Origin of the sequence: Pseudomonas sp. R84, from assembly GCF_009834515.1 — a bacterium.
Lineage (GTDB): Bacteria > Pseudomonadota > Gammaproteobacteria > Pseudomonadales > Pseudomonadaceae > Aquipseudomonas.
This window is the reverse complement of sequence record NZ_CP019426.1, coordinates 5,704,096-5,730,137: the sequence shown is the minus strand read 5'-3', so window position 1 is coordinate 5,730,137 and position 26,042 is coordinate 5,704,096. Positions and strand designations below refer to the sequence as shown.

Sequence of the window (26,042 nt, the reverse complement as noted above, 5' to 3'; positions counted from 1 at the left end):
TTATGCGCTACAACAGATTATTCGGCGGGGAGTGTCAGACGCTGGCCGGACATCAACAATGCCAAGCGACTCAGGCTCATCCACGGCGAACCGGCAGCCTGGCCTTTGATCTGCGCATCAATACGCTGCGCTTCGAGCAACAATTGCGCCCAGCGTTGCGCCGAATAGCGCTGCAGGGCTTTGCTCATCAGTGGTTTGCGCTTGTCCCAGACCGGCGGTTTCGCCTGACTGAAGCACTTGTCCAGCGGGGTGCCCTGGCTGTATTGCAACGAGATGTTGGCCAGCAGGCGCAACTCCCGTGCCAGCGCCCAGAGAATCACCGGCGGTTCGACACCTTCACCGCGCAAGCCTTCCAGCATGCGCAATGCGTGAGCGGGCTCGCCATTGAGCACGGCATCAGTCAAGCCAAACACGTCGAATCGCGCACTGTCGGCTACGGCAGCCTGCACGGTTTCAACGGTGATTTGCCCACCTTCAGCCATCAGCTTGAGCTTTTCGATTTCCTGCGCAGCGGCGAGCAAGTTGCCCTCGACACGTGCAGCAATCAATTCGACCGCGTCCTGGCTGGCCGACAAACCGGCCTGCGACAGACGCTGACGAATCCAGCTCGGCAGTTGATTGGCGTCTACCGGCCAGATCTGGATGAACTGGGTTTGCTGGCCTTCGACCAACGCCTTGCCCCACTTGGTCTTCTGCGCGCTGCCATCCATCTTGGGCAGGCTGATCAGCAGCACCGTGTCTTCAGCGGGACGCGAGCAGTATTCGATGAATGCAGCAGCACCTTTGTCACCGGGTTTGCCCGAGGGCAGGCGCAGTTCCAGCAGGCGCTTTTCGGCGAACAACGACATGCTGGCGCCGGCCTGCAACAGCGTGCCCCAATCGAAATTGGCGTCGGCAGAGAAGACCTGGCGTTCGTCGAAACCTTGCTGGCGCGCAGCACTGCGGATGGCGTCGGCGGCTTCCTGACACAACAGCGGATCATCGCCGCTGATGATGTAGACGGGGCCGAGAGCACCTTGCAGGTGTTTACCGAGTTGAGCGGGAGCGAGCTTCATAAGAAATGTCGAACGGGGCGCCTGAGCGCCCCGAACGTCTTACTGCTGCGGAATTTCAAGCGGCGACTGACGCGGGGTTTCCGCTTCAGCCTTTTGCGCCGCTTGCAGTGCATCGGCTTCTGCCTTGGCGCGATCATTGGCCGCTTGCTGCAGTTGTTGCAGTTGGCCCGGCGTCAGTTGCTGCAGACGCAGCATCATGCGCTGAACCAGTTCGCGGCGGGTTTCGCGGCGGGCGTCATTGGCTTCCTGATCGGAGCCCACGAGGTTGTTACCGTCGTGAATGAACACTTTCTGCACTTCCAGCTTGTCGCTCAGCAGTTGCAGGTTTTTGTCGCCACGGATCTCGTAGTTCAGGACCGTATTGACTTGATATTCACCCGTACGGCCAGCACCGGCGTAGCTGAGGATGCGCTGGCTTTCCTGCTCGTCAGCCAGGAACAGCTTGTACGGTGCGCCGCTGTAAACCTTGACGCCGCTCGACTCCAGCACCTGACGCAGTTGCGTGACCGTTTCGCCGTAGGCGTTGCGGGCGCTCAGATCAAGTTCCTTGATTGACAGCTCGTTGGTGCCGGTGCCGCGCAGCTGGAAACCGCAGGCGCTCAACAGAACGGCGAGGCCCATCACCAGCAGATTGCGTTTGATCATTGTGTTGCTCCCCTTGAAACCACGTGGGCCGACGGTGCGGCCCGAAAGGTTTTACTTGGCGTCAGGCGAACCTGACGCCCGATCCAATTAGCTGGCGACGATATTGACCAGTTTCCCGGGCACTACGATCACTTTACGAATGGTCAGACCGTCGACGAAACGCAGTACGTTTTCGTTGGCGCGCGCTGCCGCTTCCACTTCTTCACGGGTTGCGCTGGCTGGCATGTCGATCTGGCCACGCAGCTTGCCGTTGACCTGGATAACCAGGGTCAGGCTGTCCTGCACCAAGGCACCGTCATCCACTGCTGGCCAGCCAGCGTCGATGACGGCACCGGCGTGCCCCAACTGACTCCACAGCTCGTGGCTGATGTGCGGGGTGATCGGTGCCAGCAGCAAGGTCACCGCTTCCAGACCTTCGTGAACCAGTGCGCGATCCTGTTCGGTGCTTTGCGCGGCTTTTTCCAGCACGTTCATCAGCGTCATCACTTGGGCGATGGCGGTGTTGAATTTGTGGTTCTGGCCGACATCGTGGCTGGCTTGCTTGATGGCCAGGTGGATCGAGCGGCGAACGGCTTTTTGTTCGTCGTTCAGGCTGGCGATGTCCAGTTTGCCCGGCAGACCCTGGCTGACGTGGGCTTGCGCCAGGCGCCAGACGCGCTTGAGGAAACGGTGCGAACCTTCAACGCCGGAGTCGGACCATTCGGCGCTCATGTCAGGTGGCGAGGCGAACATCATGAACAGGCGGCAGGTGTCGGCGCCGAACTGATCGATCATCGACTGTGGGTCGACGCCGTTGTTCTTCGACTTGGCCATTTTCTCGGTGCCACCGATTTCCACCGGCAGGCCGTCGGATGTCAACTTGGCGCTGATGACCTTGGCTTTGCTGTCGCGCTCGAGTTCCACGTCCGCCGGGTTGAACCAGGTGTAAGCACCGTTGGTTTCGCGACGGTAGTAAGTCTCGGCGATCACCATGCCTTGGGTCAGCAGGTTCTTGAACGGCTCGTTGGAGCTGACCAGGCCTTCGTCACGCATCAACTTGTGGAAGAAGCGCGCGTAGAGCAGGTGCAGAATCGCGTGTTCGATACCGCCGATGTACTGATCCACCGGCAACCAGTGGTCGGCTGCGGATTTTTCTACCAGGCCACCTTCAAAGTGCGGCGAGGCATAACGGGCGTAGTACCACGACGATTCGACGAAAGTGTCCATGGTGTCGGTTTCACGCTTGGCAGGCTGACCGCATTTCGGGCAGGAGCACTCGTAGAACTCCGGCATGCGCGCCAGCGGCGAACCGGCGCCGTCCGGCACCACGTCTTCCGGCAGGACCACAGGCAGTTGATCTTCCGGCACCGGCACGTCACCGCAAGCATCACAGTGGATGATCGGGATCGGGCAGCCCCAGTAGCGCTGGCGGCTGATGCCCCAGTCGCGCAGACGGAACTGAGTGCGCGAGGCGCCCAGTTCTTTCTTGATCAGGGCGACTTCCATGGCATCGAACGCGCCAGCGAAGTCGAGACCGTCGAACTCGCCGGAGTTGATCAGCGTGCCGTGCTCACCGTAGGCGTCTTGCCACGGGGCAGGGTTGCTGTCGCCAGAGCTGGTACGCACTACCGATTTAACCGGCAGGTTGTACTTGTGGGCAAATTCGAAATCGCGCTCGTCGTGTGCCGGTACCGCCATGACAGCGCCGTCGCCGTAATGCATCAGCACGTAGTTGGCGACCCACACCGGCAGTTTTTCGCCAGTCAGTGGGTGCTCGACGAACAGGCCGGTTGGCAGGCCTTTCTTCTCTTGTGTGGCAACGTCGGCTTCAGCCACGCTGCCGCCCTTGCATTCAGCGATGAACGCTTGCAGCTCGGTGTTGTTTTTTGCGGCCAGGGTGGCCAGTGGGTGCTCGGCAGCCACGGCGACATAGGTCGCGCCCATCAGGGTGTCCGGACGGGTGGTGAAGACTTTCAGAGCGCCGGCTTCGCCGATGGAATCGACGTTGTACGGGAACTGCACTTCCATGCCGCGGGATTTGCCGATCCAGTTGCGCTGCATGGTCTTGACCTGTTCAGGCCAGCCAGTCAGCTCGTCGAGGCTCTCCAGCAGCTCATCCGCGTACGCGGTGATCTTGAAGTAGTACATCGGGATTTCGCGCTTTTCGATCAGCGCGCCGGAGCGCCAGCCGCGACCGTCGATCACCTGTTCGTTAGCGAGAACGGTCTGATCGATCGGGTCCCAGTTCACGGTGCCGTTTTTACGGTAGATCAGGCCTTTTTCGAACAGGCGAGTGAACAGCCATTGTTCCCAACGGTAGTAATCCGGCTTGCAGGTAGTCACTTCGCGCGACCAGTCGACCGCCAGACCCAGGCTGCGCAGCTGGGTTTTCATGTAGGCGATGTTTTCGTAGGTCCACTTGGCCGGGGCGACGTTGTTCTTCATCGCGGCGTTTTCCGCCGGCATGCCGAACGCGTCCCAACCCATCGGTTGCAGAACGTTTTTGCCGAGCATGCGCTGGTAGCGGGAGATCACGTCGCCGATGGTGTAGTTGCGCACGTGCCCCATGTGTAGCTTGCCGCTGGGGTAAGGGAACATCGACAGGCAGTAGTAAGTTTCCTTGCCTGGCTGTTCACTGACTTCAAAGGACTTTTGCTCGTCCCAGAACGACTGGGCGGCGGCTTCGATTTCACGGGGCTGATATTGTTCGTGCATGGCTACTTTTGTACTGGATAGGGGTGGCCTAATCCTCTTCAACGCAGGTTCCGGGGTGGCCCGGACGAGCTGGAAGTGGAATTACAGGAAGCGCCGTAGCATACATGACCGCGCTTGGCCTAGGGAAACCCTGATTACAGCTGTTTGTCCCGGCAAATCCATGGCGAGGGCCGTTGGTCGCGGCGTACAGCCGGTTTGTGCAGCGAAGCTAAGCTCTAACTGGGGAGTGAGTCTTATCTTCAATGAGGTGAGGGATGGTGGAGCAACGGCAAAAAAACGTGACGAAACCCGAGTTGTACGAGAGGTTGATCGATCGTCTGGGAATGGCCCTGGACGCTGTAAAAACCGCTGACCGGCTGCGCGACGAGCGCCCCCTGGAACTGGAATTGCGTGGCTTGAGTCCCGCCGAGTTCAAACTGGTCAAGGCCTATCTGGATCGTAGTGAACGTGAATCGCACGGATGCTTGTCACAGGCAGTGAAGCAGCTCGATGCAGCACATTCGGCCAAGATCATCTGGCTCAAGGACAAGGCACCCGGCAGAGACGCCGTCAAGGTTCGCTCTGTGCAGGCCAAGTAAGCGCATGGCAGGTCAAGAACCGGATCTTTTTCAACAGGATCCCACCTATTGGTTGTAACGCTTTATTAACACTCTTAGGCTTCGGGCATCTCTGGAGATGCTCGATGCCCTTTCGTTATTTCATCAAACAACTTTTATTGCCGCCCGGCATTCTCTTGCTGTTGTTGCTGGTTGCATGGTGGCTGCGCCGCTCACGGCCGCGCCTGGCGGGCGTGTGTTTTGCCCTTGGCTTTGGCGGATTGTGGCTGATGAGCTTGCCGGTGGTCGTGCAATGGGGCGCGAAAGCGCTGGAGCGCGAGCCACCGCTGGCCCTTGAAGAATGGGCGACGCTGGCGCAACGGGCCGATGCGATCGTGGTGCTGGGTTCCGGACGCGAGCGCGGCGATCTGGCGTGGGGCGAGGATCAGCCGACTGGCGTGGGGCTTGAGCGTCAGCGTTATGCGGCGCGTCTGGCCAAGGCATCGGGCTTGCCGATTCTGACCACCGGTGGCTTGCATTACGGAACGCCGCCGACCGAGGCGAAGTTGATGGCGGATTCATTGCGCGATGATTTCGGTGTGACGGTGCGCTGGCAGGAAGGTGAAAGCCGTACCACGTGGGAAAACGCGAAATTCACGGCTGGTATCTTGTTGCCGCAGGGGATCAAACGTGTGGTCGTGGTCACACAGGCGTGGCATATGCCGCGCTCGGTGTGGAGTTTTCAGCAGGCGGGATTTGAAGTGGTGCCGGCGCCGGTCGGGTTTCTGGGGACCGATAATGCAAGACCGTTTGGTGGCTGGCTGCCGGAATTCAAATCGATCTGGCAGAGCGGGCAGTTGCTGAATGAAGCGGTGGGGCAGGTGGGGTATTCACTGTTTTACCGCTGAAGAGCAAAAGATCGCAGCCTGCGGCAGCTACAGGGAAAAATACAAATCCCATGTAGGAGCTGCCGAAGGCTGCGATCTTTTGCTTTAGAGGGTTTTCGACATCCGGCTGGCCATCAGTGCCCAGCCAAACAGCAGCAAGCAGACAATGATCAACGGCCACGAGCGCCATTGCAGGTACGGCGTCAGGTTGTGCATCGGCACCACTTCACCGTACAAAATCCCTTGTTCGAACTGCGGAATCTGCTCGGTGATCTGCCCGAACGGGTTGATCAACCCGGTCACGCCGTTGTTGGTTGCGCGGATCATCCAGCGCCCGGCTTCCAGTGCACGCATTTGCGCCATCTGCAAATGTTGCAGCGGACCAATCGAGGTGCCGAACCATGTGTCGTTGCTGATTGTCAGCAGCAGATCACTGCGTGCCGACAAACCAGCCGCGAAGTCCGGGTACACCACTTCGTAGCAGATGAATGGCGCAATCTGATAACCCTTGGCTTGCAACAACGCCTGATCGGCCGGGCCACGGGCGAAGTCAGACATCGGCAAATCAAAGAACGCGATCAAGCCACGCAAGACGTCCTGCAACGGCACGTACTCGCCAAACGGCACCAGTTTCTGTTTCAGATAAGTACCATCGCCTTCGCCGACGACGGTGATGCCGTTGAAGAAGCGTTTTTCGTGACGAACCATTTCGCGAATCGGCACGCCGGTGATCAGCGCTGATTTACGCTCGGCGGCGAAGTTGCCCATCATGCTGAGGTAGCCCTCGGCGGACTCCTTGAGCACCGGCACAGCGGTTTCCGGCCAGATCAGCAGATCCACCGGTTTCGAACGGAAACTCAGATCGCGGTACAACGCCAACTGCGCGTTCAGCTCGGCCGGATCCCATTTCATGCTTTGCGCGACGTTGCCCTGAATCGCAGCAACGCTCAAAGGCGCGCCCGACGGACTTGTCCAGGCGTGACCCTTAAGCGTAATGCCGGCGATCCACGGCCCGACCAACAGCACCAGGCCCGCCACAATAAAAGTTTTGCGGCCGCTTTGCAGCAAGCGCGGTGCGTTGTAGATCAGTGCTGCAGTCAATGCCAACACGAACCCCACCAACCACATGCCACCGACCGGTGCAAGCCCGGCCAACGGGCCGTCGAGCTGACTGTAGCCCGAATACAGCCACGGGAAACCGGTGAGGAACCAGCCGCGAAACATTTCCTGAGCGACCCACAGTGCAGCAAACGCGAGGGCGTCGGCCAGCGGCGCTTCGTTACGGCGTAACCAGCGCGCCCATAACCAGGCGGGCAGGGCGAAGAACCAGGCAATCGCCGCTGTGAACAGCAGCATCAGGAACCCGGCCAGCAGCACCGAAGCGCCGCCGAAGTGGTGAATGCTGTAATAGATCCAACTGGTGCCGGCACCGAACAGGCCGAAACCGAAGCACCAGCCACGGCCCAGCGCCTGACGCGGGCTCAGTTCGCGCAAGCCGGCATAGAACAAGCCGACCGCCAGCAAAGCCAGCGGCCAGATGTTGAACGGTGCCAGAGCGAAGGTGGTGATTGCACCGGCCGCCACGGCCAGCAGGTTACCGGGCCAGCCGGGGCGGGTTGTCCAGCGCATTTCAGTCCTTAGATTTTTTACCGGGCGATTGGCGTCAGTCGCAGCAAATGAATCCGACGACTGTCGGCGTTCAGGATGCGGAAACGATAGGCGCCGATTTCAGTGATTTCGTTGCGTTTTGGCAAGTGTCCGAACGCGCTCATAACCAGGCCGCCGACGGTGTCGAATTCATCGTCGGAGAATTCGCTGTCGAAGAACTCGTTGAAGTTCTCGATCGGCGTCAGGGCCTTGATCAGGAAGTCGCCACTGGGCAGCGGCTTGATGTAGCTGTCTTCTTCGACGTCGTGCTCGTCTTCGATGTCGCCGACGATCTGTTCCAGCACGTCTTCGATGGTCACCAAGCCCGCCACGCCGCCGTATTCGTCGATGACGATGGCCATGTGGTTGTGGTTGGCGCGAAACTCACGCAGCAACACGTTCAGGCGCTTGGACTCCGGCACGAAGGTGGCCGGGCGCAGCAGGTCCTTGATGTTGAAGCTGTCGCCATTCTCCTTGAGGATCAGCGGCAGCAGATCCTTGGCCAGCAGCACGCCCATCACGTCGTCATGGCTTTCGCCGATGACCGGATAGCGCGAGTGGGCCGAGTCGACCACTGCGGGGAGGAATTCACGGGGTGTCTGGGTCGCCTTGATGCTGATCATCTGCGAGCGCGGCACCATGATGTCGCGTACTTGCAGGTCAGCCACCTGAATGGCGCCTTCGACAATGGCCAGCGCTTCGCTGTCCAGCAGTTTGTTCTGATGCGCATCACGCAGCAGCTCGAGGAGCTCCTGGCGGTTCTTCGGCTCGTGGGCAAAAGCCTGGGTCAGTTTACCCAGCCATGACTTCTGCCCGTTGCTCGATCGATCTTCGCTCATAGCGATTACTCTGAATCCTTTGTTGTAACGATAGGGGATGTTTCGGTTTCGTCGTCCGCGTACGGATCGGGATAGCCCAATTCGGCAAGCAACTCGCGTTCCAGTGCTTCCATTTCTTCGGCTTCCTCGTCATCCATATGGTCGTAACCAAGCAGATGCAAGCAGCCGTGAATGACCAGATGCGCCCAATGGGCCTTTAGTTCCTTGCCCTGTTCGGCGGCTTCGCGTTCGACCACGGCCACGCAGATCACTAGATCGCCAAGCAATGGGATGTCGAGAAACTCGTCGGGCACTTCGGCCGGGAACGACAGGACGTTGGTCGCGTAATCCTTGTGACGCCAGGTGTGATTGAGCTCGCGGCCTTCTTCCTCGTCGACCAGACGAATGGTCATTTCCGAGTCGGCGGTGCGCTGGCGCAGGGCCAGTTCGCACCACAAACGGAAGTCGGCTTCACTCGGCGCGTTTGCTTCAGTCGCGATTTGCAGGTCTAGCTCAAGCATCTCGCGAGGTGTCCTTGGGGGCTTCGTCTCGGTTTTCGAAGCGCTCGTAGGCTTCGACGATCCGCTGGACCAAAGGATGGCGCACGACGTCTTTAGGCTGGAAGTGAGTGAAGCTGATACCCGGCACGTCTTTGAGCACTTCGATCACATGGTGCAGACCCGACTTGGTGCCTTTCGGCAGGTCGACCTGGGTAATGTCACCGGTGATGACGGCGGTGGAACCGAAGCCGATCCGGGTCAGGAACATCTTCATCTGTTCGACGGTGGTGTTCTGGCTCTCGTCGAGAATGATGAAGCTGTTATTCAGCGTACGACCGCGCATGTAGGCCAGCGGCGCAACTTCAATCACCTGACGTTCGATCAGTTTGGCCACGTATTCGAAGCCGAGCATTTCGTAGAGCGCGTCGTAGAGCGGGCGCAGATACGGGTCGATCTTCTGCGACAGGTCGCCGGGCAGGAAGCCGAGTTTTTCACCCGCTTCAACCGCCGGACGCACCAGCAGGATGCGGCGAATTTGCTCACGCTCCAGTGCATCGACAGCGCAAGCAACGGCCAGATAAGTCTTGCCGGTACCGGCCGGGCCAATGCCGAAGTTGATGTCGTTGCCGAGGATTTCCTTCACGTAGCGCAACTGATTCAAGCCGCGCGGGCGAATCATACCTTTCTTGGTGCGCAGGGCGACGGAGGCTTCGGCGGGGGCGTGGTTGTCCAGCTCGACGACGGACGATTCCTGCAGGAACAGGTGCACCGTATCTGGCGACAGCTCTGAACCCTTGGTTTCCCGGTACAGGCGACGAATCAGATTTTCCGCAGACGTGGTGAGTTTGGGGTCGCCGATCAGCTCGAACTGGTTTCCGCGGTTGCGGATCTCGATGGTCAGGCGCTGTTCGATCAAGCGTAAATGCTCGTCGAATTGCCCGCACAGATTGGCGAAGCGGCGAGCCTCAAAGGGCTCGAGGATAAAACGATGTGGTTCTATGGGTGCGTTCAAGGTCGTATTTAGCCGCCCTGGGGCAATTAAGATGAAATCAAGGATAACGCCAGAGGCGTGGGTGCGAAAGCTCTTAAATATTCTTGGCGTCGAGACCGTCAAGATCGCAGCCTTCGGCAGCTCCTACAGGGGAATGTAATCCATGTAGGAGCTGCCGAAGGCTGCGATCTTTTGCATTTATTGGATCAGCGAGCCGCGCAGCGAGTGCGGCTGCGCCGCGTCGATATGCACGTCGGCGAACTGGCCGATCAAGGTCGGATTGTCGCAGCGGAAGTTGACGATACGATTATTCTCGGTGCGCCCTTGCAGTTCGCCCGGGTCTTTCTTCGAATAATCGGTCACCAGAATGCGCTGGATCGAACCGACCATTTGTCGGCTGATCTCGAAACCTTGCTGATTCAGACGGTGCTGCAGCGCGTTCAGGCGTTCCTTCTTCAGCTCTTCCGGGGTGTCGTCCGCCAGATCGGCAGCCGGGGTGCCCGGGCGCTGGCTATAGACGAAGGAATAAGAGAAATCGAAACCGACGTCGGCAATCAGCTTCATGGTCTGTTCGAAGTCTTTCTCGGTCTCGCCGGGGAAACCGACGATGAAGTCCGAGCTGATGCAAATGCCCGGCACGGCAGCGCGCAGTTTGCGCAGCTTGGATTTGTATTCCAGCGCGGTGTGGTTGCGCTTCATCGCCGCGAGAATCCGGTCGGAACCCGATTGCACCGGCAAATGCAGGTGCTTGACCAGCTCCGGCACATCGGCGTGGGCCTGGATCAGGCTGTCCGAGAACTCCAGCGGGTGCGAAGTGGTGTAGCGAATGCGGTCGATGCCGTCGATGGCGGCGACAACACGGATCAATTCGGCGAGATCAGCCAGACGACCGTCATGGGTCGTACCGCGATAGCCGTTGACGTTCTGCCCCAGCAGCGTCACTTCACGTACGCCGTTTTCGGCGAGGTGAATGACTTCGGCGATCACGTCGTCGAACGGCCGGCTGACTTCTTCGCCACGGGTATAAGGCACCACGCAGAATGTGCAGTATTTGCTGCAACCTTCCATCACCGACACGTAGGCGCTCGGGCCATCGATGCGCGGTTCGGGCAAGTGGTCGAATTTTTCGATTTCCGGGAACGAGACGTCGACCTGCGGCATCTTGGTGATGCGCGCGGCGTCGATCATTTCCGGCAGGCGGTGCAGGGTCTGCGGGCCAAAGACCACGTCGACGTACGGCGCGCGATCGCGGATCGCCGCGCCTTCCTGGCTGGCCACGCAACCGCCGACGGCGATCACCATCTCCGGGTTGGCCAGTTTCAGTTCGCGCCAGCGGCCGAGCTGCGAATACACGCGATCTTGTGCGCGCTCGCGGATCGAGCAGGTGTTGAGCAGAATCACGTCGGCGTCTTCGGCACGTGCGGTGACTTCCAGGGCCTGATGTTCACCCAGCAGATCGACCATGCGCGAGCTGTCGTACTCGTTCATCTGGCAACCGTGGGTTTCGATGTAAAGCTTCTTGGCCATGGATTAGGGTCATCACGTGATTCAAAGAACCGCGCATTATAGGGAACAAGCCTTCAGGTTCCTACCGCTGCGCGTCCGGTGGCTATGCTATAGTTTGCGCCCTCATTTTTATCCCCGATGTTATCCCCCCGCCATGACCAAACGCGAAGCTCCAATCTATAAGGTGATTTTCCTCAACCAGGGCCAGGTGTTCGAAATGTACGCCAAGCAGATCTATCAAAGTGATCTGTGGGGCTTTCTGGAAGTGGAAGAGTTCGTCTTTGGCGAGCGCACGCAAGTGGTCGTCGATCCGAGCGAAGAAAAGCTCAAGGCGCAGTTCGAAGGCGTGGTGCGCAGCTTTGTGCCGATGCATTCGATTGTGCGCATCGACGAAGTGGAGCGTCTGGGCACCCCGAAAATCAGCGAAGCCCGCGGCGCGGTCGGCAATGTGATGCCGTTTCCGATGCCGATGCCTGAGAAGTAAGCCTTAACACCGAGTCGCCTCTTCGCGAGCAGGCTCGCTCCCACAGGGGAATGCATTCCAATGTGGGAGCGAGCCTGCTCGCGAAGGGGCCGGAAAGGTCGGCGCAAAAATCAGGGAAGAGGCGAAAACGGCGTACGCCCATCGGCGCTCTGCAATTCCATCAGGTATTTACGGAAAATTTGCCCGAGCACTTGCGTGGCAGTCTCGAGATCTTCGCGGGACATTTTTTCGGAAACTTCGTCAGCCGTATCCAGCGCATCTTCAGCGCCGTTGACCGCGGCCATCTTCAGCACGATATACGCCTGAATGTTGTTGGCCTGCACGCCTTCACCGTGGAAGAACATCGTGCCGAGCTTGAACTGAGCCTGAGCGTGGCCTTGCAACGAGGCTTTTTCGAAATAGCTCAGGGCTTGATTGAGGTCGCGCGGCGCGTTTTTGCCGTCGTAGTAGAACTCACCCAACTCGTATTGCGCTTGCGCATCCCCTTCATCCGCCGCTTTCTGGCAGGCGGCCAGTGCCTGCGTGACGTCTTGCGGCTGAGTATTGAGGGTGCAACGACCCATCGCCGGGATCAACAACGAGTTGCCGCCTGCTTGTGCATGCGCGAGCAGGGGCTGAAGGAGCAACAGGCAGCCCAAGGCAAGGGTGCGGCCGGTGCGGTTCATGGGAATCGACTTACCTCTGAAGGGCACGCGGACCCATCGAGGGATCCAATAAGCGCGCATTATGAAATAAGCAGGGCCAACCTTACAAAGTCTTTACTCGTTTTTCTGCTGCGCGGGGAATATATCGCCCACTTTAGGGGAGATTTTTAGCAGGAGCATCGGAAAAACAGCGCGGGTGTAGGTGAATGCTGACGCTGGCCATAGCCAACGTCAGCGGTACGGCGATTACTTCAGTGCAGCGAAGGCGCGTTCGGCTGCGTCCAGGGTCAGTTTCAACTCGGCTTCGCCGTGGGCGATCGAGGTGAAACCGGCTTCGAAGGCGCTCGGTGCCAGGTACACGCCACCTTCCAGCATCAGGTGGAAGAAGCGACCGAACAGTGCAGCGTCGCTGGCCATCACGTCTTCAAAGGTGACGATGTCGTCGGCGCCGCTGAAGTACAGACCGAACATGCCGCCAGCCTGGGTGGTCACGAACGGAATGCCAGCGGCATCAGCGCGCTGTTGCAGACCGTCGAGCAGACGCGTGGTGTAGTCAGTCAGCTCGGCGTGGAAACCCGGGCGGCTGATCAGACGCAGCGTGGTCAAACCAGCGGCCATCGCCAGCGGGTTACCCGACAGCGTACCAGCCTGATACACCGGGCCCAGCGGCGCGATGCGCTGCATGATTTCGCGCTTGCCGCCGAAACAGCCGACCGGCATGCCGCCGCCGATGATTTTGCCGAAGGTGGTCAAATCAGGATTGACCCCGTAGTACGCCTGAGCACCACCGAGGGCAACGCGGAAACCGGTCATCACCTCGTCGAAAATCAGCACCACGCCATGGTTGTCGCACAGCGAACGCAGGCCTTCGAGGAAGCCTGGTGCCGGTGGTACGCAGTTCATGTTGCCGGCAACCGGCTCAACGATGATGCACGCCACGTCCTCGCCCACTTCAGCGAGCATCTTTTCCACAGCGTCGATGTCGTTGAACGGCAGGGTCAGGGTGTGTTTGGCGAATGCCGCCGGCACGCCGGCCGAACTCGGTACGCCTTGGGTCAGTGCGCCGGAACCGGCCTTGACCAGCAGGCTGTCGGAGTGACCGTGGTAGCAGCCTTCGAACTTGATAATGCTGTCGCGGCCGGTGTAGCCACGGGCCAGACGGATCGCGCTCATGGTCGCTTCGGTGCCGGAGCTGACCATGCGCACCATGTCCATCGACGGCACCAGCGAGCAGACCAGGTCGGCCATCTCGGTTTCCATCGCAGTCGGCGCGCCGTACGACAAGCCGTGTTGCAGTTGATTACGCACCGCGTCGAGCACGTCCGGGTGGCTGTGGCCGAGGATCATCGGACCCCACGAGCCGACGTAATCGACATAACGCTTGTCGTCTTCGTCAGTGACGTAGGCACCTTCAGCGTGCTTGAAGAACAACGGCGTGCCGCCAACGCTCTTGAACGCGCGAACGGGCGAGTTCACGCCACCGGGGATATGTTTCTGGGCATTGGCAAACAGGGTTTCGGAACGAGACATGATCGGGCTCTCAAATCAGACTTTCAGTAATTCATTGAACGCGCGGGCGCGGCGGGTCACTTCGGCGCTGCTCTCGGCACCGAACAGTCCGTGAACCACGGCGAGCAGGTCGACCCCGTGGGCCACCAGCGGTGCGGCGTTGTCGAGGGTGATGCCGCCAATCGCGCAGACCGGCAGGTGCAGCGTGCGCTTGGCGTCGTCGAGCAGATCGAGGCTGCAGGTCGGCGCGCCGGGTTTGGTGTTGGAGTTGAAGAAGCGGCCGAAGGCGACATAGCTCGCGCCTTCTTTGGCCGCTTGTTCGGCCAGCGCGAGTTGCGCGTGGCAGGTCGAACCGATAATCGCTTTTGAACCGAGCAGGGCGCGGGTCGGCGATAGCGGGCCGTCGGTCTGGCCGAGGTGCACGCCGACGTTAAGGCGCGCCGCCAGTTCAGCGTCATCGTTGATGATCAACTGCGTCTTGTAGCGCTCACACAGATCACGCAGCGCTTCGGCCTCACGCAGACGGCGGGCCTCGTCGTTGCTCTTGTCGCGGTATTGCAGCAGGGTGACGCCGCCTTCCAGCGCCGCCTCCACGTAAGACAGAAACTTGCCCGCCAGCAGTGCGCTGTCGGTAATGGCATACAGGCCACGTAGTTTCATCGGGCAGACCTCACGACGTTACGAGCAGAAATCCAGCGGCAGGCGACGCGGGACGAACTGGCCTTTGCCCAGTTGTTCGGCATCGCGCAGGGTGCGCCAGGTGTAATCCAATGCACTGCGCACGGCGCTGGCGAGGTGTTCGCCCTGAGCCAGGCGACCGGCCAAAGCACTGGCCAACGTGCAACCGGAACCGTGATAGCTGCCCGGAAGACGCTGACAGATAAAGGTTTCACGCAGACCATCGCGGCTGTACACGCGGTTATGGATTTCAGTTTCGTCGCCGTGGCCGCCGGTGATCAGCAGGTTTTTGACGAACGGCAGGAGTTTTTCAGCGCACTCGTCTGCGGTGCCTTCTGGCAATTCGGCGAGGATGCGCGCTTCAGGAAGGTTAGGCGTGGCAATGATCGACAGCGGCAGCAGACGCTCGCGCATCGCATAGCCGACCTCGTCCTTGCCCAGGCGACCGCCACCACCGGCGCGCAGCACCGGGTCGCAGACCACCGGCAAGTGCGGGTGCGCCGAAAGCAGTTCGACAACGGTGTCGACCATTTCCAGCGAACCGAGCATGCCCAGTTTGACCGCAGCGACTTCGGAGTCGTTGAGCACGGCATTGGCCTGAGCCAGTACCCACTCACGGTCGAGGACGCGGAAGTCAGTGACGTTGACGGTGTCTTGCACGGTCAGGGCGGTGACGGCCGGAGCCGCATGGCAACCCTGCGCGAGCAAGGCTTCGATATCTGCCTGCAAGCCGGCGCCACCACTTGGGTCGTGGCCGGAGAGACAGAGGACAACGGGGCGGGAGCTGTAGATATTCATGGTGCGCGAGCTTACCACCAAAGCTGATTTTCGGGTTCAGTGCCGTTGTCCCGGGCCGATAATCTGGCAGGAGAATCCGACCGCTCTGTCACAAACTGACCAACTCAACAGCTCTAGCTCGCTGCTTTGCTCTGGAACGCCCGTTCTAGAGCCTTTGTAGGAAAAAATTCAATGGTGCTCAATGGCCATCAACGGCTATGCTAGTCTGGATCCAAACCAATAACAGGTAATACCGGTTTTACGTCTACTCAAAGGGAATGGGGGGCTTCCTGACACAACCGGACGAGCCACGCTGGGGCTTCAATGCGCTATTTGCTGATGTTGTTGTTCTGCTTGCCCCTTATGGCGAGCGCCGTCGAATTCGACGAATTTACCCAGAGCCTCCCTCTGGGCCGGTCGCTGCAAGTGTTCGAAGACCCGAGCGGTCAGGCGAGCATTGCCGATGTTCGTGCGCAAGCTGCCGCCGGCAATTTCAAACCTCACGATAAAGCCACGCTCAATGCCGGTTATTCACGCTCGGCGTTCTGGCTGAAGATTGACCTGCATTATCGTCCGAGCAATCCCGCCGCCCAGCGCACCTGGCTGCTGGAACTGGCTTATCCACCGCTCGACCATCTCGATCTCTATACGGCCGACGCCAATGGCGACTACCGCCTCGTCCGGCAAACCGGCGATGCCTTGCCGTTCGCCAGCCGCGAGATTCGCCAGAACAACTATCTGTTCGATCTTTCATTCAAGCCGGATCAAACGCAGACCGTGTATCTGCGACTGGCCAGCGAAGGGTCAATCCAGGCGCCGGTGACGTTATGGTCAAGCACGGCGTACCTCGAAGACCAGCCAGTGCGCCTGTATGTGCTCGGCATCATTTACGGCGTTCTGCTGGGGATGGTGGTTTACAACCTGTTCATCTTCCTTAGCGTGCGCGATACCAGCTATCTCTACTACATCTTCTATATTGCCTCGTTTGGCCTTTATCAGTTGTCGGTGAATGGCGCCGCCGTCGAGTATTTCTGGCCGGACAATCCATGGTGGGCCAACGCCGCCACGCCGTTCTTCATCGGTTGCGCGGGCTTGTTCGGCAGCCAGTTCGCCCGCAGTTTCCTGCAAACCAAAACCCACAGCCGCTGGCTCGATCGTTTGCTGATCGGACTCATTGCATTCGGTGCGTTGGTCATCGGTCTGTCGCTGATGACCAGTTACGCCTTGGCCCTGCGCCTGGCAACAACGCTGGCACTGACCTTTACAGTGGTGATTTTTGCCGCCGGGATTCTGGCCTGGTGGCGCGGCTTGCGCGTGGCGCGCTATTTCATCATCGCCTGGTCGGCGTTTCTGCTCGGCGGCATCGTCAACACGCTGATGGTGCTGGGATTGCTGCCGAACGTGTTCCTGACCATGTACGCCAGCCAGATCGGTTCGGCCATTGAGGTGGCATTGCTGTCACTGGCACTGGCCGACCGCATCAACGCCATGCGTGAGCAACAGGCGCAGACCCTGTACGACGCCGGGCAGAAACTCGAAGTGCTCAACCAGCAACTGGCCCATAGCAACAAGCTCAAAGATGAGTTCTTGGCGACCCTGACCCACGAACTGCGCACGCCAATGAACGGTGTGATCGGTTCGCTGGAATTGATGCAGACGGTCGAGCTTGATCCGGAGCTGGAGCAATACCAGCAGACGGCCGCCGGTTCCGCGCGAGACATGATGCGTATGGTCAACGGCATCCTTACCCTCACTGAATTGCAGGCTGGCAAACTCAAGGCTGCGCCGGGCAGTTTCAGTCTGCGCGCAGTGGTCGAGGCGTTGCGCGTACAGTTCGACGGTAACGCGGCGAGCAAGTCGCTGGACTTCAAGGTTGAAGTACTGCCAACCCTGCCGGATCGCCTGCACGGCGACAGCGCCAAACTCGCGCAATGCCTGGAATGCCTGCTCGACAATGCGATCAAGTTCACCCGTGTTGGTGGGTTGGCGTTGCGCGTGACGGGCAAACCGTCGACGGGCAATCGTCTGGCGCTGTCGTTTGCGGTGATCGACACCGGTATCGGGTTCACTGATCTGGGCGAAGCGACGATGTACCAGCGCTTCTTCCAGCTCGACGGTTCGATGACCCGCGAATACGGCGGGCTGGGCGTCGGTCTGGCGATCTGCCGACAGTTGGTCGAGTTGCTCGGCGGCAAACTCACGCATCGCTCGGAACCTGGGCGCGGCAGCCGCTTCCAATTGGATGTCGAGTTCGAACTGCCGGTGGTGGAAACTGCGCCGATCTCTGCGCCTTCGCACGATTGCGTACGTGCACCGCAGGACTGCACGGTGTTGTTGGTGGACGACAACAGCGTCAATCAACTGGTGATGCGCGGCATGTTGCTCAAGCTCGGCTTCCGCGTGCGCAGTGCCGACAACGGTGCGGCGGCGCTCGAATGCCTGCAGCGTGAAACGGTGGATGCAGTATTGATCGACTGCCAGTTGCCGAGCAATGAAGGCGCGTCATTGTGCTGCCAGATTCATGCGTTACCCGGATGCGCCAACCTGCCAGTGTTCATGCTGGCGTTGAACGCTGATCGAGAGCTGTGCACCACCGGTGCAGCGATCGATTACCTGAACAAACCGGCGAAATTCGAAGACCTGCAATCTGCGCTGGCACGGCGGGTGCTGTGCTGCTGACAAGGTAAAAGCGCCGCAAATTCGGCTGATATGACACTTTGACCGGTTGCAGTGCGGTGCTTAACTGAGTTCCTTGGTTGCATTAAGGAGCCCCGTCATGAACCTGCATCAGTTCGCCGAAACCCACGAAGTCACCAACCAGCCACCGTCGCTGGACGGTACCAACCTGTACCGCATCGACCTGCCATTGCAGGAGTGGTCGCGGCGCTTTGGTGCCGGTTGGGCCGAGTCGCGAATCGATGCCTACGGCGCGCTCGCCGGTGGACCGCTGATGGAAGCCGGGTTCCTCGCCAATCAGAACAAACCTGTGTTCGCCAGCCATGACCGCTACGGCCATCGCATCGATCTGGTGGAATTTCACCCGGCTTATCACGAGCTGATGCGCACGGCGATCGAGCATGGCCTGACTTCGCTGCCATGGGCGCATCCACAGGATGGCGCCCACGTCGCCCGCGCCTCGATGACTTATCTGCACAGTCAGGCCGAGGCGGGCAGCGGTTGCCCGTTGACCATGACCTTCGCCAGCGTGCCAGCCCTGCGTTTGCAGCCGAATCTGGCCGAGCAATGGCTGCCGAAAGTCCTCGCCACTGAATACGATCCGCGCAACGTCGGCATGGCGCACAAGGCCGGCGTTACCATCGGCATGGCCATGACCGAGAAACAGGGCGGCACCGACGTGCGCGCCAACACCACCAAGGCTTATCCGGTCGGCGCCAGCGGTCCGGGTCAGGCCTATGAACTGGTCGGGCACAAGTGGTTCTGCTCGGCACCGATGTGCGATGCCTTCCTGACGCTGGCGCAAACCGACAAGGGTTTGAGCTGTTTCCTGCTGCCACGCCATCGTCCGGACGACACGCGCAATCAGTTCTACATCCAGCGTCTGAAAAACAAACTCGGCAACCAGTCCAACGCCTCCAGCGAAGTGGAGTTTCGTGGCGCGCTGGCGTGGATGGTCGGTGAGGAAGGGCGCGGGGTGCCAACTATCATCGAAATGGTCGCAATGACTCGCTTCGATTGCATGGTCGGTTCCAGCGCGTTGATGCGTCAGGCGCTGACCCAGGCCAGCCACCACTGCGCGCATCGCAAGGTCGGCGGCAAACTGCTCAGCGAACAGCCGCTGATGCAAAACGTGCTGGCCGATCTGGCCCTGGAAAGCGAAGCTGCACTGGCGCTCAGTCTGCGCATGGGCAAGGCACTGGATCATCTGGACGATCGCCATGAAGCGCAATTTGCCCGGCTGGTGACGGCGGTGGGCAAATACTGGATCTGCAAACGTGCGCCGGGGATGATCAACGAAGCGGCGGAGTGCATGGGCGGCGCCGGGTACGTCGAAGAGAGCATCCTGCCGCGCCTGTACCGCGAGGCACCGGTGAACTCGACGTGGGAAGGCTCCGGCAATGTGCAATGCCTGGACGTGCTGCGCGCGTTGTCGAAAGAGCCGGGTGTGCTGGATGTGTTGTTCAGCGAGTTGGGCGATGGGCATGGCGACAAGCGCTTGGCTGCGCACATTCAGCAGTTGCAGGCGCAGTTCAAGGATACGGGCGACATTCAATATCGGGCGCGGCAGTTGACTGAGGACATTGCGCTTGGTTTGCAGGCCAAGCTTCTGTTGGAGGGGGGAAACTCAGCCGTCAGCGATGCTTTCATTGCCAGCCGTCTGAGCGGTGGTGGCCGGGTCTACGGCGCCTTGCCGCGTGGGCTGGACGTCGAAGCCATCGTCGCCCGCTCAACCCCACAGATTCTCTGACCCACCACACATCCCCTGTAGGAGCTGCCGAAGGCTGCGATCTTTTGATCTTCTAAACAACAAGATCCAAAGATCGCAGCCTTCGGCAGCTCCTACAAGGATTGGGGTGACCCATATATTGTGCGGTTGCCAACATGCCACTGTTCCCGTGACGCCACGATGCAGGCAAGATGAAGCTCTGCAAGTCAGAACACAGGAAGCTGATCGTGACCGAAGCGTTTATTGTCGTTCAAACCGCCGAACAAGCCGTGGATCGTCTGGCCGAGCTGCATGAGCGGGCCACCACTGCGCTGAACTCGGCGCTCAAGCGTTACCTGAAAGATCGCGTCGAACCCGACGCTGCGCAGCGTGCTCTGTTTCGTTATCCCGAACTGCGTCTGACCTACCATTGCCAGGGCGAAGTCCCGCAGACCACCCGCGCTTACGCCAAGGTGCAACTGCCAGGCACTTACAGCGTCACCGTCACCCACCCGGCAGCGTTCCGCAAATATCTGCTCGAACAGCTTGTGCCGTTGATGCACGACTTCACCGTGACCGTGGAAGTCGGCGTCAGCCAGCAAAACATTCCGTATCCGTATGTGGTCGAGCAGGGCGATGAACTCGCTGGTTCCGGCGTCACCGCTGCCGTGCTGGCGCGAGTGTTCCCGAGTACCGATCTGTCCGCCGCCACCGATGGCATCGCCGACGGTCTCTACGACTGGGAAAACACCGATCCGCTGCCGCTGGCCTTGTTCGACGCTGCGCGCGTGGATTTCTCGCTGCGCCGTCTGGTTCACTACACCGGCAGCGACTGGCGCCATGTGCAGCCGTGGATTCTGCTGACCAACTATCACCGCTACGTCGACCAGTTCATCGTCCATGGTCTGGAGCAACTGCGCAGCGACCCGCGTTTTGTGCGCATGGTGTTGCCGGGTAACGTGATCATCGAGAAAGGCATGGATCACGGCGAAGCGTCGGCGATCGCAGCCGGTGTGGTCTGGCACCGCTATCAGATGCCGGCCTATCACCTGATCGCCAGCGATGGCCACGGCGTGACCCTGGTGAACATCGGCGTCGGCCCGTCCAACGCCAAGAACATCACCGACCACTTGGCGGTGCTGCGTCCACATTGCTGGCTGATGATCGGCCACTGCGGTGGCCTGCGTCAGTCGCAGACCATTGGCGACTACGTGTTGGCGCACGCGTACATGCGTCGCGACGGCATTCTTGATCGCGTAGTGCCGCCGAACATTCCGATCCCGGCCTTGGCCGAAGTGCAAATGGCCCTGCAACAGGCTGCGGCCAATGTCACTGGCGAGAAGGGCGACGACCTGAAAAAACGCCTGCGCACTGGCACCGTGCTGACCTACGACGACCGTAACTGGGAACTGCGTTGGGCTCAGGAACGGCCGTTGATCAACCTGTCCCGCGCGGTCGCGGTGGACATGGAGAGTGGCACGATTGCCGCGCAGGGTTATCGCTTGCGAGTGCCGTACGGCACGTTGCTCTGCGTTTCGGACAAACCGCTGCACAGCGAAATCAAGCTGCCGGGTTCGGCTAACGCCTTCTATGAGCGCGCGGTCAGCCAGCACTTGAAGATCGGCATCGAAGCGGTCGATTTGCTGCGCACCGAACTCAACTCGCTGCACTCGCGCAAACTGCGCAGCTTCGACGAGCCGCCGTTCCGCTGATTTGTTGATGGTCATTTAACGGTCAGGCTACTAGCATTGGCAGCCCTGACCGTTAGATGTTCTTTTCGCCATGTCCCGTCCTCCACGTCCACCTTCCCGCCGTCCTGGCGCGAAGCCTCAGTCTGCTTCCCCGCGCCGTGTTGCCAAGGCACCACCGGGCGAGCCGAAACTGATCCTGTTCAATAAACCGTTCGATGTGCTGACGCAATTCAGCGACGGCGAAGGGCGGGCGACGCTCAAGGATTACATCGATGTGCCCGGCATTTATCCGGCCGGACGCCTGGATCGCGACAGTGAAGGCTTGTTGCTGCTGACCAACGACGGGCAGTTGCAGGCGCGCATCGCCGATCCGAAACACAAATTGGCGAAGACCTATTGGGTGCAGGTTGAAGGCGTGCCGACGGCCGAACAGCTGCAGCGTTTACGTGACGGCGTTGAGCTAAATGACGGCATGACCTTGCCCGCCGAAGCGCGGCAACTGGATGAACCTGAGCTGTGGCCGCGCAATCCGCCGGTGCGCTTTCGCGCAACCATACCTACTTCATGGCTGGAACTGGTGATTCGCGAGGGGCGTAACCGTCAGGTACGGCGCATGACGGCGGCGGTCGGTCTGCCGACGTTGCGGCTGGTGCGGGTCAGGATTGGCGACTGGACGATCGATGGCCTTGATCAGGGCCAGTGGAAAGAAGTGCCGGCGCGCTTATAAAGCGCCGGATTCGATCAGGCCGATCACCACACTCTTGATGATAAAGGCGGCCACGCCCAGGCCCAGCACGAAGAACAGAATGAACGAGCCAAAGCGCCCGGCCTTGGACTTCTTCGCCAGATCCCAGACGATGAAACCCATGAAAATGATCAGGATGCTGACCAGACCGGTCATCATCCACTCTTCTAATAATGCAGGATCCATTGGGTTTCTCCGACACGCGCGCGGCTAAAAGGGCGCGGCGAGTATACGCCAAGGTGTGTGGGGTGGCATTGATCTGGGTCTGATCCGAAGCCTTTTGCCCTCACCCTAGCCCTCTCCCAGAGGGAGAGGGGACTGATTGGGGGATGCTCAAGGAATACGCCGACCTGAACGCTCTGTTGTGAATCCACAATCGACTCGATCTTTCAGGTCGATGCATGACGCCAGACACCTCGGTCAGCTCCCTCTCCCTCCGGGAGAGGGCTGGGGTGAGGGTGCCTTTGATCAGCTACGCAAATGAGTCAGCGGCAGTTCGGTGCTGTTGAGCACCTGATTCAGCACAAAACTCGATCGCACACTGGTCACGCCCTCGATCCGGGTAAGGTGCCCCAGCAACAGCTTCTGATAGTGATCCATATCCGGCACCACCACTTTCAACTGGTAATCGGCATCCACCCCAGTCACCAGACTGCACTCCAGCACCTGCGGCAACGTCCGAATCGCCGCTTCGAAATTCTCGAAACGCTCCGGTGTATGCCGGTCCATGCCGATCAGCACATAAGCCGTCAGGCTCAACCCAAGCATTTTGCGATCGAGCAATGCCACCTGGCGCGAAATATACCCGTCGTCTTCCAGTTGCTTGACCCGGCGCGAGCACGGGGAAGGCGACAGACCGATACGCTCGGCCAATTCCTGGTTGGAGATGCGGGCGTCGCGCTGCAATTCCGCCAAAATACTCAGGTCGTAACGGTCGAGTTTGCTCATCAATCTGTCCTTGGTTGTAACTATTGCGGCAGATTATCTATCCAGGGTTAAAAATTGCGCAAGTGGTGTTTATTTCAGCAATCTTCGCAATCCTCTGTCGCGACCTCAGGCCTATTCTTATCACCAGAATCACTGCTCGGTAACACAGTCCACGCGGCCCGCCCTATCCGGCCTGCCGCGGCCGCCACCCCCATCGGGGTTGTGCCGGCCCCCGAGCTGCACACTGTCCAGAAGACGGCGTGAGGTGAGCCGACGTCAAAAGCGTCGAGCCAGGACGAAGTTCTCTAGAAGGGAGGCCGACGGGTCTCCCTTTTTTCTTGCCTGCGATTTCATGCCAGACGCTCAATAAATAAGTTGCGCGACTGATAACCTGTTGCAGAACCCGGTGTGTGTATTCCCGGTCTTAGCTACAAGTCCTCTTACATTTACAGGCCCCGCAGTGAGAAAAAGCATGAAGTCGCGCATTTGGCGTCTGGCCGGTGTTGGTTTGCTGTGTGTGAGTGTCAGTGCGCAAGCGCTTGCCGATGAACCGCAGAATCGCGGGCCGGAGGGCGGTGGCCATGGCCAGGACCATCAGGGCAATAATCAGGGCCATGGCGGCAACAATCAGCCGCGTCCGCAGAATAATCAGCCACAGCAGAATCAGCCGCGCCCGCAGAACAACGAGATCATTCGTGGCGACAACAGCCGCCAGTTCGAGCACAACGGCCAGCAGCACAACAATAATGGTCAGTGGCAAAACCACGACCAGAACCGTCCAGCCTACAATCCCAACCCGGTGCGCCAGCCGCCACCGCCGCCACAACTGCCGGCCAACAGCCTGCCGATCCAGCCACGGCCCGACGCCGTGCGCCAGACCCAGGAGCCGCGTCAGGGCTACTACCGCGACGAGCGTCCACAAAATGGTTATCACAACCAGCAATGGCAGACCGGTAACCGGCCCAATGACAATCGCTGGCCTGGGCGTCCGGACGGTCACGGCAACGGTTGGGGCCCTGGTCCGCAATATCGCCCGGGGCATGTGATCGACCGCTTCCCGGATCGCGACTATCGCGTGCCGTATCGCGGGCAGGATTACTTTTTCTCCGGTGGCTACTGGTATCGCCCGCAAGGCCCGCGCTACATCGTCGTGCAGCCACCGCGCGGGATCCGCATCCAGTATTTGCCCGATTACGCCCGTGAAGTGTGGATCGGGGGGGCGCTGCTATTCCTCGCCGCCGGTTCCTACTACGCCTATCAGGAAGCGACGCAGGATTACGTGGTCGTCGAGCCGCCGGTGCAGCAACAACCGCAGCCGCAATCACAAGGCTATGACGTCGAAGCGTACCCGGCCAACGGCCAGTCGCCGGAGCAGGTGCAGCAGGACGGTTATCAGTGCTATCAGTACGCCGTGCAGCAAAGCGGTTTCGATCCGCGCACCGCGACCTATCAGCCAGCGCCTGAAGTGGTTCAGGCGTATCGCCAGGCTCAGGGCAATTGCCTGAGCAGTCGCGGTTATCAGGTCCAGTAAGAGCAGCTACGAGTTGCAAGTTTAGAGCTACAAGCTTGAAGCTTGCGGCTCGCGGCTTGTAGCTGCTTTTATCGGGTCGGCGTGCACCAGCACTTCGGCTCGCGGGTAGGCCTTGTGAATGGCATCGGCAGCTTGATCACTGATGCCGTGCGCCACTGACAAGGTCAATTCCCCCGGCAATTCCAGGTGCAATTGCACGAACCAGTGGTTGCCGGAGATCCGTGTGCGCAAGTCATGCGCGCCCAACACGCCCGGCACACCGCAGGCCAGTTCAAGCATGTGCTGACTGACATCCGCCGGCAGCTCTTCATCCATCAACACTGAAAAGCTTTCCCGGGCGATCTGGACTGCGCTCCACAAAATGTACGCAGCAATGCCCAGACCGAACCACGCATCCAGTTGCTCAAAACCAAACCCGGCGAGGATCAGCGCAAGCAGAATGCTGCCGTTGAGCAGCATGTCCGAGCGATAGTGCAGCGAGTCCGCGCGCACGGCGTTGGAGCCGGTCTGCTTGATCACCCGATGCTGCAACACCAGCAGCGCCGCCGTCAGCAGCAACGAAAACACAATCACACCGATGCTCAGCCACGGTGCGCCGATCGGCTCTGGCGTCTTCAACCGTTCGAACGCCTGAAACGCGATCAACACCGCACTGCCGCCAATGAACAACGCCTGCGCCATCCCCGCCAGCGATTCCGCCTTGCCGTGGCCATAACGGTGATCGTCATCGGCGGGGCGCAGCGCGTAATGCACCGCCAGCAGATTGAGCATCGAAGTGACGCCATCCAGCGCCGAGTCGGTGAGGCCGGCGAGCATGCTCACCGAACCGCTCAGCCACCAGGCGATGGCTTTGGCAACGATCAGCGTGCACGCGACCGCCACCGAGGCGCGGGTCGCCAGACGTAGCAGGCGAGCGTGTTCGGGGCTGGATGTCATTTAACTTCCTTTTTAAGCGGCGGGTTGCAGGCCGAACATCGCCAGTTGTTGAGTGCTGCCTTTGTGTTGAATCAGGCGCGGGTCATCCAGAGGAAAGTCCCGCCCAAGTTCACTTTCGAGAATAGCCTGCAGCTTGTGATTATCGACCTGACCGTCCGGGCCGATGGCTTGCTTGAGTTTGGCCGGGTCGATCTGCGCGGTGTGGCCCGGTTCGAAGTAGATCGCGCCGGTGGCAAAGTCGACGGCGAACGCGATCAGGCCGGGGATGACATAGAAAAGCAGGCCCACAGCATCGAGCACGGCAATCGCCGGGTCGATCTTGCCGTCGATCTGACCGCGACGGTCCGGGTAGAAAATCGAACCGCACGCGGTGATTTGCGTGAGCAGGGTGGCGACCAGTGCACCGCCGATCAGGCGAAAAGGTAAGCGCATGGGAAAATCTCCTGATTGATCTAAG

Annotated in this window: 24 protein-coding genes; 8 read left to right on the top strand and 16 right to left on the bottom strand. The window is 59.9% G+C overall.

The window, feature by feature from the left end; translation table 11 throughout:
- Positions 1 to 17: 17 nt before the first annotated feature.
- The 3 genes from holA to leuS form a co-directional block, all read right to left on the bottom strand.
- On the bottom strand, positions 18 to 1,055 hold the full coding sequence (holA, locus tag PspR84_RS25360) for a DNA polymerase III subunit delta (protein WP_160059539.1): 1,038 nt from the start codon (positions 1,053 to 1,055) through the stop codon (positions 18 to 20).
- A 39-nt stretch (positions 1,056 to 1,094) separates the two neighbouring features.
- The gene (gene lptE, locus PspR84_RS25355; RefSeq protein ID WP_007909616.1) at positions 1,095 to 1,700 is read right to left on the bottom strand and encodes an LPS assembly lipoprotein LptE; all 606 of its coding nucleotides are present in this window, start codon (positions 1,698 to 1,700) and stop codon (positions 1,095 to 1,097) included.
- An 87-nt stretch (positions 1,701 to 1,787) separates the two neighbouring features.
- Positions 1,788 to 4,394 carry a leucine--tRNA ligase gene (gene leuS, locus PspR84_RS25350; RefSeq protein WP_160059538.1) on the bottom strand — a complete coding sequence of 869 codons (2,607 nt, stop codon included), beginning with the start codon at positions 4,392 to 4,394 and terminating at the stop codon, positions 1,788 to 1,790.
- Positions 4,395 to 4,648: 254 nt separating this feature from the next.
- Between leuS and PspR84_RS25345 the strand changes: the two genes are divergently transcribed.
- Positions 4,649 to 4,972, top strand: a complete 324-nt coding sequence (locus PspR84_RS25345; RefSeq protein ID WP_160059537.1) for a hypothetical protein — start codon at positions 4,649 to 4,651, stop codon at positions 4,970 to 4,972.
- A gap of 104 nt (positions 4,973 to 5,076) precedes the next feature.
- Complete coding sequence (locus tag PspR84_RS25340; RefSeq protein WP_160059536.1) at positions 5,077 to 5,838, top strand: YdcF family protein; 762 nt, start codon at positions 5,077 to 5,079, stop codon at positions 5,836 to 5,838.
- Between the two features lie 84 nt (positions 5,839 to 5,922).
- Here PspR84_RS25340 and lnt read toward each other — a convergent pair whose 3' ends face one another.
- The 5 genes from lnt to miaB all read right to left on the bottom strand — a co-directional run bounded on the left by lnt (position 5,923) and on the right by miaB (position 11,300).
- Positions 5,923 to 7,446 (bottom strand): apolipoprotein N-acyltransferase, encoded by a 1,524-nt coding sequence (gene lnt / locus PspR84_RS25335; protein WP_160059535.1) that lies wholly within the window; start codon positions 7,444 to 7,446, stop codon positions 5,923 to 5,925.
- A 17-nt stretch (positions 7,447 to 7,463) separates the two neighbouring features.
- Complete coding sequence (locus PspR84_RS25330) at positions 7,464 to 8,303, bottom strand: HlyC/CorC family transporter (protein ID WP_007909641.1); 840 nt, start codon at positions 8,301 to 8,303, stop codon at positions 7,464 to 7,466.
- Positions 8,304 to 8,308: 5 nt separating this feature from the next.
- Positions 8,309 to 8,803 carry an rRNA maturation RNase YbeY gene (ybeY, locus tag PspR84_RS25325; protein ID WP_160059534.1) on the bottom strand — a complete coding sequence of 165 codons (495 nt, stop codon included), beginning with the start codon at positions 8,801 to 8,803 and terminating at the stop codon, positions 8,309 to 8,311.
- Positions 8,796 to 9,794, bottom strand: coding sequence for a PhoH family protein (locus PspR84_RS25320; RefSeq protein ID WP_160059533.1), 999 nt, complete (start codon positions 9,792 to 9,794; stop codon positions 8,796 to 8,798). The genes ybeY and PspR84_RS25320 overlap by 8 nt, the downstream gene beginning before the upstream one ends.
- Before the next feature lie 177 nt (positions 9,795 to 9,971).
- A complete protein-coding gene (gene miaB, locus PspR84_RS25315; RefSeq protein ID WP_160059532.1) occupies positions 9,972 to 11,300 on the bottom strand; it encodes a tRNA (N6-isopentenyl adenosine(37)-C2)-methylthiotransferase MiaB in 1,329 nt (442 codons plus the stop codon).
- A 133-nt stretch (positions 11,301 to 11,433) separates the two neighbouring features.
- Between miaB and PspR84_RS25310 the strand changes: the two genes are divergently transcribed.
- The gene (locus tag PspR84_RS25310; RefSeq protein WP_003185742.1) at positions 11,434 to 11,763 is read left to right on the top strand and encodes a DUF1820 family protein; all 330 of its coding nucleotides are present in this window, start codon (positions 11,434 to 11,436) and stop codon (positions 11,761 to 11,763) included.
- A 110-nt stretch (positions 11,764 to 11,873) separates the two neighbouring features.
- On the opposite strand, the gene PspR84_RS25305 is transcribed toward PspR84_RS25310, so the two are convergent.
- The 4 genes from PspR84_RS25305 to PspR84_RS25290 form a co-directional block, all read right to left on the bottom strand.
- On the bottom strand, positions 11,874 to 12,428 hold the full coding sequence (locus PspR84_RS25305; protein ID WP_003228518.1) for a tetratricopeptide repeat protein: 555 nt from the start codon (positions 12,426 to 12,428) through the stop codon (positions 11,874 to 11,876).
- A 225-nt stretch (positions 12,429 to 12,653) separates the two neighbouring features.
- Entirely contained in the window at positions 12,654 to 13,937 is a 1,284-nt protein-coding gene (gene hemL / locus PspR84_RS25300; protein ID WP_160059531.1) for a glutamate-1-semialdehyde 2,1-aminomutase, read from the bottom strand.
- Positions 13,938 to 13,952: 15 nt separating this feature from the next.
- On the bottom strand, positions 13,953 to 14,576 hold the full coding sequence (gene thiE / locus PspR84_RS25295; protein ID WP_160059530.1) for a thiamine phosphate synthase: 624 nt from the start codon (positions 14,574 to 14,576) through the stop codon (positions 13,953 to 13,955).
- A gap of 18 nt (positions 14,577 to 14,594) precedes the next feature.
- The gene (locus PspR84_RS25290) at positions 14,595 to 15,392 is read right to left on the bottom strand and encodes a hydroxymethylpyrimidine/phosphomethylpyrimidine kinase (RefSeq protein ID WP_007909650.1); all 798 of its coding nucleotides are present in this window, start codon (positions 15,390 to 15,392) and stop codon (positions 14,595 to 14,597) included.
- Positions 15,393 to 15,695: 303 nt separating this feature from the next.
- On the opposite strand from PspR84_RS25290, the gene PspR84_RS25285 reads away from it, so the two are divergent.
- From PspR84_RS25285 to PspR84_RS25270, 4 genes are all read left to right on the top strand, one after another.
- Positions 15,696 to 18,050 (top strand): hybrid sensor histidine kinase/response regulator, encoded by a 2,355-nt coding sequence (locus PspR84_RS25285; RefSeq protein ID WP_160059529.1) that lies wholly within the window; start codon positions 15,696 to 15,698, stop codon positions 18,048 to 18,050.
- Between the two features lie 97 nt (positions 18,051 to 18,147).
- A complete protein-coding gene (locus tag PspR84_RS25280; RefSeq protein ID WP_160059528.1) occupies positions 18,148 to 19,797 on the top strand; it encodes an acyl-CoA dehydrogenase family protein in 1,650 nt (549 codons plus the stop codon).
- 170 nt (positions 19,798 to 19,967) lie between these two features.
- The gene (gene amn, locus PspR84_RS25275) at positions 19,968 to 21,467 is read left to right on the top strand and encodes an AMP nucleosidase (protein WP_161986511.1); all 1,500 of its coding nucleotides are present in this window, start codon (positions 19,968 to 19,970) and stop codon (positions 21,465 to 21,467) included.
- A gap of 70 nt (positions 21,468 to 21,537) precedes the next feature.
- Positions 21,538 to 22,173 carry a pseudouridine synthase gene (locus PspR84_RS25270; protein ID WP_160059527.1) on the top strand — a complete coding sequence of 212 codons (636 nt, stop codon included), beginning with the start codon at positions 21,538 to 21,540 and terminating at the stop codon, positions 22,171 to 22,173.
- Here the strand turns inward: PspR84_RS25270 and PspR84_RS25265 are convergent.
- Together PspR84_RS25265 and PspR84_RS25260 are read right to left on the bottom strand one after the other, a co-directional pair.
- Entirely contained in the window at positions 22,168 to 22,377 is a 210-nt protein-coding gene (locus tag PspR84_RS25265) for a DUF2788 domain-containing protein (protein WP_007909655.1), read from the bottom strand. The genes PspR84_RS25270 and PspR84_RS25265 overlap by 6 nt on opposite strands.
- A gap of 282 nt (positions 22,378 to 22,659) precedes the next feature.
- Complete coding sequence (locus PspR84_RS25260) at positions 22,660 to 23,139, bottom strand: Lrp/AsnC family transcriptional regulator (RefSeq protein WP_007909658.1); 480 nt, start codon at positions 23,137 to 23,139, stop codon at positions 22,660 to 22,662.
- A gap of 451 nt (positions 23,140 to 23,590) precedes the next feature.
- Here PspR84_RS25260 and PspR84_RS25255 point away from each other — a divergent pair, with 451 nt between their 5' ends.
- Complete coding sequence (locus PspR84_RS25255) at positions 23,591 to 24,649, top strand: DUF6515 family protein (RefSeq protein WP_160059526.1); 1,059 nt, start codon at positions 23,591 to 23,593, stop codon at positions 24,647 to 24,649.
- A gap of 27 nt (positions 24,650 to 24,676) precedes the next feature.
- On the opposite strand, the gene PspR84_RS25250 is transcribed toward PspR84_RS25255, so the two are convergent.
- Together PspR84_RS25250 and PspR84_RS25245 are read right to left on the bottom strand one after the other, a co-directional pair.
- Positions 24,677 to 25,585, bottom strand: a complete 909-nt coding sequence (locus tag PspR84_RS25250) for a cation diffusion facilitator family transporter (RefSeq protein ID WP_160059525.1) — start codon at positions 25,583 to 25,585, stop codon at positions 24,677 to 24,679.
- Positions 25,586 to 25,597: 12 nt separating this feature from the next.
- Positions 25,598 to 26,017, bottom strand: coding sequence for a polyribonucleotide nucleotidyltransferase (locus tag PspR84_RS25245; RefSeq protein ID WP_160059524.1), 420 nt, complete (start codon positions 26,015 to 26,017; stop codon positions 25,598 to 25,600).
- Positions 26,018 to 26,042: the final 25 nt, after the last annotated feature.

What these genes read in the sequence shown, in the direction of transcription:
- holA (WP_160059539.1), bottom strand. Translation starts at nt 1,055, where the DNA reads ATGAAGCTCGCTCCCGCTCAACTCGGTAAACACCTGCAAGGTGCTCTC.
- lptE (WP_007909616.1), bottom strand. Translation starts at nt 1,700, where the DNA reads ATGATCAAACGCAATCTGCTGGTGATGGGCCTCGCCGTTCTGTTGAGC.
- leuS (WP_160059538.1), bottom strand. Translation starts at nt 4,394, where the DNA reads ATGCACGAACAATATCAGCCCCGTGAAATCGAAGCCGCCGCCCAGTCG.
- PspR84_RS25345 (WP_160059537.1), top strand. Translation starts at nt 4,649, where the DNA reads ATGGTGGAGCAACGGCAAAAAAACGTGACGAAACCCGAGTTGTACGAG.
- PspR84_RS25340 (WP_160059536.1), top strand. Translation starts at nt 5,077, where the DNA reads ATGCCCTTTCGTTATTTCATCAAACAACTTTTATTGCCGCCCGGCATT.
- lnt (WP_160059535.1), bottom strand. Translation starts at nt 7,446, where the DNA reads ATGCGCTGGACAACCCGCCCCGGCTGGCCCGGTAACCTGCTGGCCGTG.
- PspR84_RS25330 (WP_007909641.1), bottom strand. Translation starts at nt 8,303, where the DNA reads ATGAGCGAAGATCGATCGAGCAACGGGCAGAAGTCATGGCTGGGTAAA.
- ybeY (WP_160059534.1), bottom strand. Translation starts at nt 8,803, where the DNA reads ATGCTTGAGCTAGACCTGCAAATCGCGACTGAAGCAAACGCGCCGAGT.
- miaB (WP_160059532.1), bottom strand. Translation starts at nt 11,300, where the DNA reads ATGGCCAAGAAGCTTTACATCGAAACCCACGGTTGCCAGATGAACGAG.
- PspR84_RS25310 (WP_003185742.1), top strand. Translation starts at nt 11,434, where the DNA reads ATGACCAAACGCGAAGCTCCAATCTATAAGGTGATTTTCCTCAACCAG.
- PspR84_RS25305 (WP_003228518.1), bottom strand. Translation starts at nt 12,428, where the DNA reads ATGAACCGCACCGGCCGCACCCTTGCCTTGGGCTGCCTGTTGCTCCTT.
- hemL (WP_160059531.1), bottom strand. Translation starts at nt 13,937, where the DNA reads ATGTCTCGTTCCGAAACCCTGTTTGCCAATGCCCAGAAACATATCCCC.
- thiE (WP_160059530.1), bottom strand. Translation starts at nt 14,576, where the DNA reads ATGAAACTACGTGGCCTGTATGCCATTACCGACAGCGCACTGCTGGCG.
- PspR84_RS25290 (WP_007909650.1), bottom strand. Translation starts at nt 15,392, where the DNA reads ATGAATATCTACAGCTCCCGCCCCGTTGTCCTCTGTCTCTCCGGCCAC.
- PspR84_RS25285 (WP_160059529.1), top strand. Translation starts at nt 15,696, where the DNA reads ATGCGCTATTTGCTGATGTTGTTGTTCTGCTTGCCCCTTATGGCGAGC.
- PspR84_RS25280 (WP_160059528.1), top strand. Translation starts at nt 18,148, where the DNA reads ATGAACCTGCATCAGTTCGCCGAAACCCACGAAGTCACCAACCAGCCA.
- amn (WP_161986511.1), top strand. Translation starts at nt 19,968, where the DNA reads ATGAAGCTCTGCAAGTCAGAACACAGGAAGCTGATCGTGACCGAAGCG.
- PspR84_RS25270 (WP_160059527.1), top strand. Translation starts at nt 21,538, where the DNA reads ATGTCCCGTCCTCCACGTCCACCTTCCCGCCGTCCTGGCGCGAAGCCT.
- PspR84_RS25265 (WP_007909655.1), bottom strand. Translation starts at nt 22,377, where the DNA reads ATGGATCCTGCATTATTAGAAGAGTGGATGATGACCGGTCTGGTCAGC.
- PspR84_RS25260 (WP_007909658.1), bottom strand. Translation starts at nt 23,139, where the DNA reads ATGAGCAAACTCGACCGTTACGACCTGAGTATTTTGGCGGAATTGCAG.
- PspR84_RS25255 (WP_160059526.1), top strand. Translation starts at nt 23,591, where the DNA reads ATGAAGTCGCGCATTTGGCGTCTGGCCGGTGTTGGTTTGCTGTGTGTG.
- PspR84_RS25250 (WP_160059525.1), bottom strand. Translation starts at nt 25,585, where the DNA reads ATGACATCCAGCCCCGAACACGCTCGCCTGCTACGTCTGGCGACCCGC.
- PspR84_RS25245 (WP_160059524.1), bottom strand. Translation starts at nt 26,017, where the DNA reads ATGCGCTTACCTTTTCGCCTGATCGGCGGTGCACTGGTCGCCACCCTG.